At 41.4% G+C, this 11,984-nt stretch carries 11 protein-coding genes and 1 pseudogene; 9 read left to right on the top strand and 3 right to left on the bottom strand.

From position 1 onward, the window contains the following. Positions 1-244 precede the first annotated feature (244 nt). From K8U60_RS18175 to K8U60_RS18195, 5 genes and pseudogenes are all read left to right on the top strand, one after another. Positions 245-1,453, top strand: a complete 1,209-nt coding sequence (locus K8U60_RS18175) for a S1C family serine protease (RefSeq protein ID WP_223643367.1) — start codon at positions 245-247, stop codon at positions 1,451-1,453. A 380-nt stretch (positions 1,454-1,833) separates the two neighbouring features. After that, on the top strand, positions 1,834-1,998 hold the full coding sequence (locus K8U60_RS18180) for a CxxH/CxxC protein (RefSeq protein WP_223643369.1): 165 nt from the start codon (positions 1,834-1,836) through the stop codon (positions 1,996-1,998). A gap of 89 nt (positions 1,999-2,087) precedes the next feature. After that, positions 2,088-2,567: a 23S rRNA (pseudouridine(1915)-N(3))-methyltransferase RlmH gene (rlmH, locus tag K8U60_RS18185; RefSeq protein ID WP_142830272.1), complete on the top strand. Its 480-nt coding sequence runs from the start codon at positions 2,088-2,090 to the stop codon at positions 2,565-2,567. A 333-nt stretch (positions 2,568-2,900) separates the two neighbouring features. After that, positions 2,901-3,268 (top strand): annotated as a pseudogene (locus K8U60_RS19205) (super-infection exclusion protein B). A 144-nt stretch (positions 3,269-3,412) separates the two neighbouring features. After that, positions 3,413-5,251, top strand: coding sequence for a P-loop NTPase fold protein (locus K8U60_RS18195; protein ID WP_223643371.1), 1,839 nt, complete (start codon positions 3,413-3,415; stop codon positions 5,249-5,251). Between the two features lie 550 nt (positions 5,252-5,801). On the opposite strand, the gene K8U60_RS18200 is transcribed toward K8U60_RS18195, so the two are convergent. From K8U60_RS18200 to fdhA, 3 genes are all read right to left on the bottom strand, one after another. Continuing rightward, positions 5,802-6,551 (bottom strand): SDR family NAD(P)-dependent oxidoreductase, encoded by a 750-nt coding sequence (locus tag K8U60_RS18200; protein WP_223643373.1) that lies wholly within the window; start codon positions 6,549-6,551, stop codon positions 5,802-5,804. A gap of 247 nt (positions 6,552-6,798) precedes the next feature. Continuing rightward, complete coding sequence (locus tag K8U60_RS18205; RefSeq protein ID WP_223643375.1) at positions 6,799-7,218, bottom strand: GlcG/HbpS family heme-binding protein; 420 nt, start codon at positions 7,216-7,218, stop codon at positions 6,799-6,801. Positions 7,219-7,263: 45 nt separating this feature from the next. Next, complete coding sequence (gene fdhA / locus K8U60_RS18210) at positions 7,264-8,481, bottom strand: formaldehyde dehydrogenase, glutathione-independent (protein ID WP_223643377.1); 1,218 nt, start codon at positions 8,479-8,481, stop codon at positions 7,264-7,266. Between the two features lie 217 nt (positions 8,482-8,698). Here fdhA and K8U60_RS18215 point away from each other — a divergent pair, with 217 nt between their 5' ends. From K8U60_RS18215 to K8U60_RS18230, 4 genes are all read left to right on the top strand, one after another. After that, positions 8,699-9,070 carry a winged helix-turn-helix transcriptional regulator gene (locus tag K8U60_RS18215; RefSeq protein ID WP_223643379.1) on the top strand — a complete coding sequence of 124 codons (372 nt, stop codon included), beginning with the start codon at positions 8,699-8,701 and terminating at the stop codon, positions 9,068-9,070. Between the two features lie 182 nt (positions 9,071-9,252). Next, a complete protein-coding gene (locus tag K8U60_RS18220; RefSeq protein ID WP_223643381.1) occupies positions 9,253-9,870 on the top strand; it encodes an NAD(P)-dependent oxidoreductase in 618 nt (205 codons plus the stop codon). A gap of 69 nt (positions 9,871-9,939) precedes the next feature. After that, positions 9,940-10,422 carry a nucleoside deaminase gene (locus K8U60_RS18225; protein ID WP_223643383.1) on the top strand — a complete coding sequence of 161 codons (483 nt, stop codon included), beginning with the start codon at positions 9,940-9,942 and terminating at the stop codon, positions 10,420-10,422. Positions 10,423-10,575: 153 nt separating this feature from the next. Continuing rightward, positions 10,576-11,772: a DUF4317 domain-containing protein gene (locus K8U60_RS18230; RefSeq protein ID WP_223643385.1), complete on the top strand. Its 1,197-nt coding sequence runs from the start codon at positions 10,576-10,578 to the stop codon at positions 11,770-11,772. The last annotated feature ends 212 nt before the right edge of the window (positions 11,773-11,984 follow it).

Raw genomic sequence — 11,984 nt, forward strand, 5'->3', positions numbered from 1 at the left:
GAAGCGGATCAGCTTCCGGCTGTTTTTGTTTGGAGGGAGATAGACTAATTGGCGAAGTGGTTTCTAAAAAGATGAATATATAAGTTGAATTAAAGAAACCAGCTTTTACCCAACGCTTCGGACGCGCCGGCGCTAAGAGATTTAGGGAATTCAAAGAAAGCCTGCAACTCTTCCAGCTTGCTTTGTCTGTTTCAACTTTCTAAACTAAGGTTAAAGAGATAGAAGAAGAGAAAGGATGAAGGCAATGGGCTATTACAATCAGACACCGAGTGGCAGGCAAAAGCCGAGCCGTTTGGGCGCATTTGCTGCAGGGCTGGCGGGAGTGGCGGCCGGTGCTTTATTGGTATGGTTGTTGTTCTATACGATGCCAGAGCTGAGACCCGATACGGGTAGTGAAACGCAAATCGTCCAACAGGAATCCGAGGGGCAATCCGAGTCGGTTTCAGTCGAAATTACGACGGATGTGACAGAGGCGGTTGAAATTGCAGCGGATTCTGTAGTGGGGGTTACAAATCTACAAGCGGTCGGCGATTTCTGGTCCCAATCACCTCAGCCTCAACAGGAGCAGGAAGTTGGAACCGGCTCAGGCGTCATTTATAAAAATGAAGATGGAACAGCTCATGTTGTTACCAACCATCACGTGATTGACGGTGCCAGTGGCATAGAAGTGACGCTTTCTGATGGTTCTAAAGTGGAAGCGACTTTGGTCGGCAGCGACATCTGGACAGATTTGGCTGTTCTTGAGATGGATGGAGCCAAAGTACAGGCTGTTGCTCAATTCGGCGATTCGGATGCCTTAAAACAAGGAGAGACCGTCATCGCCATCGGCAATCCGCTGGGCCTTGATTTCTCGGGCTCGGTGACAACAGGCGTCGTGTCCGGAACAGATCGAGCAGTCCCAGTGGATTTGGACGGGGATGGCCAAGAGGACTGGCAGGCAGAAGTGCTGCAGACGGATGCTGCGATCAATCCCGGCAACAGTGGCGGTGCGCTTGTTAACCTGGCAGGCCAGCTGATCGGCATCAATTCCATGAAGATCGCCACCTCAGCAGTGGAAGGCATCGGCTTTTCGATTCCGATCAATTCCGCTATGCCGGTTATCCGTTCACTTGAAGAAAACGGCGAAATGATTCGTCCGGCAATGGGGATTACATTGATGGATCTTGCTCAAGTGCCTCAAATGCACCGCGAGGACACCTTAAACTTGCCTGAAGACGTCACACAAGGTGTTGTCGTTAATTCAGTTGTAGATGGATCAGCGGCAGATGAGGCCGGAATGGAGCAGTATGACGTCATTGTGGAGATGGATGGTATAGCGATAGCCGATATCATCGAATTGCGCCAGCATCTGTACAATGAAAAAGAAATTGGCGACACAATGACCGTAAGTGCTTACCGCGATGGTGAATTGATGGAGTTTGAGTTGGAGCTTGTTGATAATTCAGCTTTATAGGAGTGAACCCGTGTAGAATTTCGATTCTACGCGGGTTTTTTGCTGTTAGGTTAAGAAAGCACTTTAGGCGGACAATGGAGTGCTTTCTATTATTTCTTTAAAGAGTGTCAGAGATATAAACGATTGTTTGGCTAATATGCTTTGGTGTAATACTATTCGAAATTGCAAATGCGTAGATTAATCACCGCACATATTGTTCGGGAATAGGAAAAGGGCGTGTGGATAACTTTTTGACTGTAAATTTTTTATTAACAATCCACAGTGGGAGAAAAGCTTCGCTATCCGTAGCTCTTTTCTTCTGTTAAAATGGGTTGTGGATAAAAGGTGATGAAATGTGTATAACTGTGTGGAATATTCGGAAATCGAAAGAGGTGTAAAAAATGGAGATAAAATGCTGTAAAACCCATGTAGAGCATGCGTTGGACATGTTCGTAGCAGAGACGAAAAGCTATCCAATACTTACAGAATTATCAGAAACAGAAAAGTTATCCACAGTGTGTGACTACTGTGAAGAGGCTGCAACGTATCTTGTGGCAAACGAATGATCGGGCACAAGATGTAGAAAATCCTGTGGATATGTGTATAACATTTGTGGGCAACTTGTTTGTAAATTTATTGTGAAGGGGGATAACATGTGAATATCTCAATTATCAGTGTAGGAAAGCTGAAGGAAAAATACTTGAAGTCGGGTATTGAAGAGTATACAAAACGGCTGGGAAGCTATACAAAAATAAATGAAATCGAAGTAGCAGACGAAAAAGCGCCGGAACAACTGAGCGAGGCGGACATGGAAATCGTCAAAAAGAAGGAAGCGGAGCGAATTTTGGCAAAAATTTCCCCGGATGCATATGTTATTGCATTGGCGATCGACGGCAAAATGAAAACGTCCGAGCAGCTGGCAAAAGACATCGAATCGCTGATGACCTACGGCCGCAGCAAAATCGTCTTTGTCATCGGCGGCTCTTTGGGTCTGCATGATGAAGTATTGAAGCGGGCGGATGAAAAACTGTCATTTTCGAAGATGACGTTTCCGCATCAATTGATGAGATTGATTTTGGTGGAACAGGTGTATCGGGCTTTCCGGATTATGAAGGGTGAACCTTACCATAAGTAAATGAGGTTTTTAATTTGGTATCAATTACAGTGGTTTTACTATAATTGATGCTATTTTTTATGGAAAAACTTACAATTTGCAGCTTTATTGGGGAAAGGCACAACTTATTCTAGAAGAAATATTAACAAGCCCACTAAATAACAGCAGCAAACATATAATCAGATTAATTATTAAATTATGTTTACTATTTTATTGAACAACAAATCTTTGCAAGTTCTTGTAATAGAAATTTGATATAAAATAAAAATGGTATAATGTAAGTAAATACCAATTAATTTGGAGGGCGTGATAAAACTTAATATTAAAGAAATTTTAACATTGCCTGCATCGATTATGGTCGCACTTTTTTTAACCAGTGGAATACTAGTATTCTCGCCAGTTTCCATTCCAGAAAAACTGTTCATGATAGGATTTAGAGAACAAAATGGTTTTGCTATTGGGATAGTATTTATTGTGTCTATTTCAATTTTGACAATTAATCTTATTTACTCTATATCGAAGTTAATTCAAAGCGCAGGAGCACGTAACAATTTTATTCAAGCGCGGAAGTAAGACTAAGAAATCTTACAAGTTGTCAAAAGGCGATTATATATTTACTTTTTAAGCAATATAACCGTACTTTTGGTTTACCAATTTATGACGGTGCAATTAATGAACTTGAAAGCAATATAAAGATAAAAAGACGACTATTCAATATATAGTGAGTGATTTAAATAATGCAAGATTTCCATACCTGCCACAGCCATGGGTATCAAATAAATTACAAGAGAATACGGAATTATTAGAGGCTTTTAAAGTCTCCTTTAATTCTTTTAATAATAACTTTGTTTATTAGGGGGAGTATTATGGACTTCATTTTAGATGCAGTTAAAAGGTACGCATCATTACCTGAAACACAGTATGCAATTCAAATTAATGGTCCTTGGGGGACAGGGAAAACTTATTATGTAAAAAAACATTTAATCCCAGAAGTAAACCGTGTAAAAAATTCTGAGGGTGAACATTATAGATGTTGTTATATCTCATTAAATGGATTTTCAAGTGTAGATCAAATTGGTGAAGCTGTATTTTTTGAGTTGGCAGAAGGAAAGAACAAGATTGCCTATCAAGGAGCTAAATATTTAGGAAGGTATGGAGGAGTATTAAATTTTCTTGGTGACTTTGAAGGAGTGGCATCAAATTTAAAACAAGATATTACAAGTATGTTAAGTAAATCAACGGATAATCTCTTAAAAAGTATTTTTTTAATCTTTGATGATTTAGAAAGAATTGACGACAACTTATCTTTAAAACAAGTTTTTGGATATATAAATTCGAATTATATTGAGCAAGAAAAAGTAAAGGTCTTGTTTATTTCTAATGATGAAAAGATTGATACAGCTACGAATTATAAAGAAATTAGAGAGAAAGTTATAGGTAGAACATTAGAGTTTAAATATACTAACTCGGAAGTAATAGAAAATATAGTTCATACCATTTATGAAGATAATCCTTTATTTGTTTCATTCTTCGAAAATCATACCGAGGAACTTATCAACGTAATTAACCAAGTATTTGATAAATTAAATTTGAGAACATTAAGGTTTATCTTTGATATATATAGTACGTTGCTTATAGAAATAACTAAGGCTGGAATAGAAGATGAATCTTTATTTAAGACGATGTTTTTAAATATATTAATAGTTAGTAAAGAGTATAAAGATGGAAATGTTTCAAATACCGATGATTTTAATTTTGTACATGGAAGTTTCCATTTTCACTTTTACGGATCTTCGAATAAGGAAGAGCAAAGTTATGAAAAATCCTTTTTAGAAAGATATCATCAAAATAATGATTATATCATTAAGAATATACATTATTTTAGAAGTATTAGCGAAAATGTGATAACCGGCTTTTTAGATGTAGATATTTTTATTGGGGAAGTCCAAGATTATATAGCGTACAAGAGAAAAAGTATGGCTAAAAATTCTGATCAGGAAATCCCACCTATAGATATACTACGTTATTTTGGATTATATGATGATGATGCGCTAAGAGATGCACAAATTGAAGTTCTCTCAAAAATACAAATAGGAGTGTACACATGTACAGAAATTGTTGAAATTACAAACGTGTTTTTAAACCTTGAGGATAACCAAATGTTATTTGATGAAACTAAAAACGCATTGCAAATATTAAACCAACAATTTGAAAAGTTATTAGTTGAATGGGAGATTCCAGAACGTTTCGATATATGGGACTTTAAAAATAGAGGCATGCATACAGGTGTAACCGACATGCTTGAAGCGCTACGAGTTAATTTTGAAGAAAAAAACTACGAGGTAAGAAAGCAAGCTGTTTATAATTGGTTACAAGCATTAATAGATGATAAAGTAACCAAAGAATTATATGAGAAAGTAGAGTTTGAGAGGGATTTTTTTAAAATCATAATTGATCTTCAATTTATTGATTACTTATCGAATTCAAATGAATTTATTGTAAATATAAACCGCTTGTTAAATCAGAAATATTTAAGAATATCTAATGCCTCAGATTATCACTCACATGAAATTGAACATATTGATACATTGATAGGAATGGTAGACAAGTATGTTGAAGAGAACGATGGAAAGTTAGGTAAAGTAAAAACATTCAATTTAAGAAATTTATTAAAAAGGTTATCAGAAGTAAAAGAGCATTTATAAAAGTAATTTGCTATCTTGTTGTTAATTTAAAATTCGCGAATTAATGAATCGGTATGAGAAATAATAAAGCATTTATCCCATAGTTCACTTTACGATTTTTGTAAGTATTATCACGCTTATTAAGTGGAATTAGAGCACGTGACGTATATTTTTAAATTAAGAGCTATTGGAGTAAGGCTGTCCATCAATCTTTATTCGAGTAGAAAATCGACTAGCATACTAGAATGAGTTAGATAAAGCATATAATACAAGGATTATGATCATTTAGTTTAGTTGTTGCTAACGAGTAAGAGAAATCCGCACTTAGCCATGTTACGGCGAACCTTATCATAAATAAGGATAAACTATTAAGGGACTCTAGTAGGTCCCTTTTATATCTATTAACTGTAATAGAGCTTATTGACCAAATATGTAGCTGCTGTCCGAGGGCGGGATATATCGTTTTCAGTAATTCAGAGCCAGTCTTCCATAAGTCAGGGTCAATCATAGTAGCATGAACAAGGGGACAGGGGCTTTGTCTTAAAATAAAGTCCCTGTCCCCTAAATTCACTTATTTTAACGAGTAGCCGCCATCTACAACTATTTCTGCACCGTTTATATAGGATGCTTTTTCTGAAGCTAGGAACAGCACGACTTCTGCAATCTCGCTTGGTTTCCCGTAACTTCCTCTAGGGTGTCCCTTTGACTGTTTTTCATAATTGTCTATTCCGCCATATGCTTTAATGGCCAGGTCGGTTTCTGTAGGGCCAGGGGATATGCAATTGACCCGGATTCCTTGGTTCGCAAAGCGAAGTGCCGTGCTTTGGGTCATCGCAACCACAGCTGCTTTGGTCCCGCTGTAAGCTGGCAGCATCGGATTGACTTTATCGTTTCCAAGGATTGCTGCATTATTAATGATGACTCCGTTTTTTTGCTTACTCATCAAGAGTAAAGAATATTTCATGTAGAGGAAAATGGCCGTTTGATTGACGGCAATCAACTGATTCCAGTCATCTAGCTTTACGCGAGACAATGGCCCCATTCCTATAGACAGAATACCGGCATTGTTGAATAAAATATCAACATCATGCCCATCATTTTCAAGTGCTTTAAAAAAGCTTTCGATTTCTTCCACATTTTCGTTATGGACTTGGTAAAAATGAGCCTTCCCGTTGCATTCACTCTCTACCTGAGAGCCTTTGGTACGATCTCTTCCAGTAAAATGAACGGCAGCCCCTTCTTTACAAAAGAAACGAACCACTTCTTTGCCAATTCCATCCGTTCCACCATTCACAATCACTACTTTGTTTTCGAACATCATGAGATCCCTCCAAACATCATATTAAAGTCTGTTTATTCAGTATATAGCATTCGTATCAGCGTAGGAAATCTGAGTATTCACCACCCGATGGGACATGGGTGGTGTCTTATATGAAGGATTCGACGCACACTTTTCCCTTCATTATGTGGAGCCGTTCATGTTTAGTTCGCTTAACGGTTACTTCCCATCCCACCAATATAAAGAAGCGCCAGGATCATCCTCCTGGCGCTTCTTTATATTGAAACTTTCACGACGTTGACTGCTCATTAAATACATTTGCACCAGCTTCCGCAACTTGCACATCATGAGGCACTGAACTTCCGCTGACGCCTATGGCACCCACTACTTTGTCATCGACGACAAGCGGGATTCCGCCACCAAAAACGACAAGGCGTCCGTTGTTGGTTGTGTTTAACCCATAAAGTTCAGCTGCAGGAACGGTCGCATCCGCCAGGTTTCCTGTCGGCATTTTTAGGGCTACGGATGTCCATGCTTTGTTTTGGGCAATGTCGATACTCGCCAACCACGCATCATCCATCCGGTGAACGGCGACTAGGTTGCCGCCATCATCCACGACAGAAATAACCATGGCAATGCCGAGTTTAGTGGCTTCTTCTTCAGCACCAGCAATCACTTTCTTTGCCAATTCCAATGTAATTTTATTCATAAGAAAGAACCTCCTTGTTTTTCTATGAGCATATAGGAAAATATCTTACTTATTAAAATTTCCATGAGGATCGATGACAAACTTTTTGGAAGCGCCTTGGTCAAATTCAGCGTATGCTTCCGGTGCTTGGTCTAAAGTGATCACAGTGGCATTTACCGCTTTGGCAATTTGTGCTTTTCCGCTTAAAATCGACATCATCAAGTCACGATGATACCGCATCACTGGAGTCTGGCCTGTTACAAAAGTATGTGCTTTTGCCCAACCAAGTCCTAGGCGCACCTTCAAGGTTCCGATTTTTGCATCCTCGTCGGAAGCACCTGGATCACCGGTTACATAGAGTCCAGGTATACCAAGACGTCCACCTGCACGCGTAACTTCCATAATGGAATTTAATACAATAGCTGGTGCTTCACCGGCTCCCTCGCCATGTCCACTAGCTTCAAAGCCGACGCAATCAATCGCGCAATCAACTTCTGGGACACCCAGGATTTGAGCGATTTGCTCCCCAAGATCTGGATGTTCCCGAAGGTTTACGGTTTCACAGCCAAAACTATGGGCCTGTGCAAGTCGCTCCTTGTTTAAATCACCCACGATGACAACAGATGCACCCAGCAGTTGGGCAGAATGGGCAGCGGCTAAGCCTACAGGGCCAGCCCCGGCAACATAGACAGTAGACCCTGGTTTTACACCAGCACTCACGGCACCATGATAGCCTGTCGGGAAAATATCAGAAAGCATCGTTAGATCCAGTATTTTTTCCATCGCCTGATCTTTGTCCGGAAATTTCAGCAACTGGAAATCTGCGTAAGGGACCATGACATATTCCGATTGGCCACCGACCCAACCGCCCATGTCGACATAGCCATAAGCAGAACCTGGGCGATCCGGATTTACGTTCTCGCAAATATGTGTATCTTGCTCTTTGCAGCTGCGGCAGCGGCCGCAAGCAATGTTAAATGGGACAGACACGAGGTCGCCTTTTTTAATGAATTCAACATCACGGCCCACTTCAATGACTTCGCCTGTTATTTCATGGCCGAGGACGAGCCCTTCAGGAGCTGTCGTCCGGCCGCGCACCATGTGTTGATCACTTCCGCAAATATTCGTTGTAACGATTTTTACAATCACTCCATGTTCACATTTGCGCCCTACATTCAATGGATTTACCCCGGGACCGTCTCTAATGATCAATTCAGGGTAACTAATGTCTTCAACCGCTACACTTCCAGCACCTCTGTATACCACCGCTCTGTTTCCTGCCATTTCTGTCATCTCCTATCCAATTTTGCACATATCAGATTTACTCTTTGCACCAAGGCCAGCATCTGAGAAAGGACGAAACTGTAATAGATTATATTAACTATTCTCTATCTTCCGTTTATTCTAAATTATAATTCTTTTTATTGGAAGAACGCACTTTTTTGTGAGAAGGTTACCAAAAGGATACTTTCAGGAAGAAATGGGAGGAAGGGGCAGTCTCATGGATGATTTGCGGTCAGAAATAAAAAGGGAAATTGAGTATGGCGAATTTAATTGCGAAAAAGAACTGACCTTGTCTATCATTAGCGGCAAATGGAAAATCATCATTATTTATTATTTAGGAACAGAGGGTGTTTTACGATTCAGCGAGATTAAACGGTTGCTTCCAAAAATTACGCATAAGGTGCTCACTACTCAAATCAGGGAGTTAGAAGAGGATGGTATTGTTCATCGGAAAGTATTTCCTGAAGTTCCGTCGAAGGTGGAATATTCGTTGACAACTTTGGGGGAAAGCCTAATTCCAATCGTGTTGATGATGGATGAATGGGGAAAGAAAAACATCAAACACTTTCCGATTGCAAAGAATGTGTGAGGATCTCTTCGCGGGGTCCTCTTTCATTTCCAAAAAGAACTGCTGGTCTCCGATTGATTTGGCTCTTCGTGTAGATGGGCTGCGGTCTGCATATTCCATAAGTAACTCAGATTTATGGTTATAATTTTAGTCAAAGAAGAGGTAACGCTCTACCTAAAGATGAGAAAGAAAGGTGAACTGTTATGAAAATTATTGTTTTCGGAGCAACAGGCGGTGTAGGCCAATCCGTCGTGAAGCAAGCCGTGGAGAATGGTTTTGACGTCACAGCGTTTGTACGGACGCCCTCAAAACTTGAACTTACACATGAGAAGTTAAGTGTAGTCCAAGGGGATGCCTTCAATCCAGCGGAAGTGGCAGCGGCAATAGCGGGCCATGACGCGGTCGTGTCGTGCTTAGGCTCGAGCCAGGGAATGAAGAAATCGTCAGAGCTCCAAGAGATGGTGAAAAATATCGTGGCAGGTATGCAGGAACATGATGTGAAACGGATCGTCTACACGGCCTCTGCAGGAATTTACAACGAACTGCCGGGCATAAGCGGGAAGTTGATGATGGGAATGCTTAAGAATGCACTGAAGGATCACCGGGCTGCGACTGATCACATTGAAGCCCATGGACTGGACTACACAATTGTTCGGCCGATGGGGTTAACGAATGGTCCGTTTTCAGGCAAGTACAGAGAAGCGGCGGAAGGTGTACCGGAAAAATCGAAGTCCATCTCACGTGCGGATGTTGCCCATTTCATCCTAAAAGCATTGAAAGACAAGAAGTATGAAACCACCTCGATTGGAATTGCACATTAAATCAGTATAACTACTACGGAATTCAACAAAATCCGTAGTAAGGCACAGCACACGAAGGAGGAGTCGACAATGATCAGCGAAACAGATTTAAAGCATTTGCGGCGATGTGTGGAGTTGGCGGAAACCGCATTAGGGAAAGGTGACCAGCCATTCGGTTCCGTACTTGTTTCGGCTGCGGGAGACGTTCTATTTGAAGACCATAACCACGTGGCAGGTGGTGACCATACACAGCATCCGGAGTTTGCGATCGCAAGGTGGGCGGCCAATCATTTGTCTCCTGAAGAAAGAAGCAAAGCGACGGTTTATACGTCAGGAGAACATTGCCCGATGTGTGCGGCGGCTCACGGATTGGTCGGCTTGGGAAGAATCGTGTACGCAAGCTCATCTGCACAATTGGCTGATTGGCGAAGCGAAATGGGCGCCACGCCATCGCGTGTGCGGAATCTGCCGATACAAGAAGTGATCAAGGATGCAGCAGTAGACGGGCCAGTTCCTGAACTGGCAGAGCGGGTCCATCAACTTCACCGGCGGTTACAGGAAGAGAGCCGTTAAGCGGGTTGTGACATTAACTTGAATAGTAGCTCTATTTCTTTCTTTGCCTAAAATATTGGTATAATAACAGAGTGTCAAAAGCTGACCAAAGCTTTGGATGCTCTTTTTTTGTGCATCACATGGATTTTATTAGCCAGGGAGTTGGAATTGGAAATGAACAAAAAAGATATAGCAGATATTCGTAAACGATTTAAACTGGATACCGATTTATTGAAAATCGCTGAAATCTATAACATCTACATCCAACAGGAAAGTACAGAGATCTACCACGAGGAGAGCCGCTCCTTTGCCATGTTGGACCGCGAGCAGCAGGAATTGTTTTTCGATAACTTTAAAAAGGTCTTGGGCGGGAAACTGGATGCCAAAATGTTCGAAGTGAAATTCCAGCCGCAAGAAGAGGGACAGGCGGACCATACGCAGAAGCTGCTGTATGAAGGGCTTCAGGCCGCGGAGGTTGCTGAATGGAAAGAGAATATGCAGCGCATCGCCTTGAAGATGGTGGAAGAGCGCTCCTATGAAAAAGATATGGTGGTCACGTTCATCCGCGGGAATTACTCTAAGACGACGAGACGCCAGCCCGACGAAACGGAAATCGACATGCGGGATGAAGTCTATACGACTTCGTTTATCCTCTGCAGCATGAACCAAACCGAATTGCCGAAAAGTTCACTGGTCTTTGATTTTGTCGAAAAGGAGTACAAGGCAAATGTGCTGGTCGACCCCGTCATTAAACTAAGCTCGCCAATCGGAGGGTTTTTGTTCCCGAGTTTTACGGATAACGCCGCAGACATCCATCACATCCTGTACGCAGCGGGCAAAGCCAATAAACCGGACTTCCAGTTTATCGAGAATGTCTTGAATGGTGATGAAATTGTTACGGCTGAGGAAGAAAAAGCGGTATTCGAAGAAATTGTCAAAGCCGTTATTGGCGGCGATGAAGTGAATTCAAGAACGCTCGCCGGCGTATACGACGAAATCAACCAGATGCTGGTTGTGGCACAGGAAAGTGAAGACGACGAAGAAAGTGCGCCGATTTTGGATACGACTGAGATTACACGTGTGCTGAAGGCAAGCGGTGTAAAAGATGTCAGCGCGGAAAAAGTGGAGCGGGCATTCCAACAGGTGGTGGAGGACAAGACCTATGAAATGAAAGCAAGCCATATCGTACCAAGCTATGCATCCAAATCCATCAAAATCAGCACGAAAGTCGCGAATATTGCGATCAGTCCCCAAGACTTACGATACGTCAAAGAAGTCAATTACAACGGCAAACGCTGTATCCTGATCGAAGTGGAAGAAGACACGATGATCGAAGGGTTCAAGCTGCTTGCGGAAGAAGAGTTGGAGTAGGGGAACTTGATCCTTGGGCTGGTGATGTAATAGGGAAAACAGGTGTTTTATGGAGATTGCAGTATCTATCATCGTCATTTTTTTAATCTAATCATCTTTATTTTTAATTCATAGAGAGTACTGTGCTTGTTGTATCAACAAAAAAAAGCGGAATCCACCACAGGATTCCGCTCAGACTGTAGACAAAGCCTGACCAAAATGTATAGCAGTGC

Source organism: Planococcus circulans (assembly GCF_020023385.1).
GTDB lineage: Bacteria > Bacillota > Bacilli > Bacillales_A > Planococcaceae > Planococcus.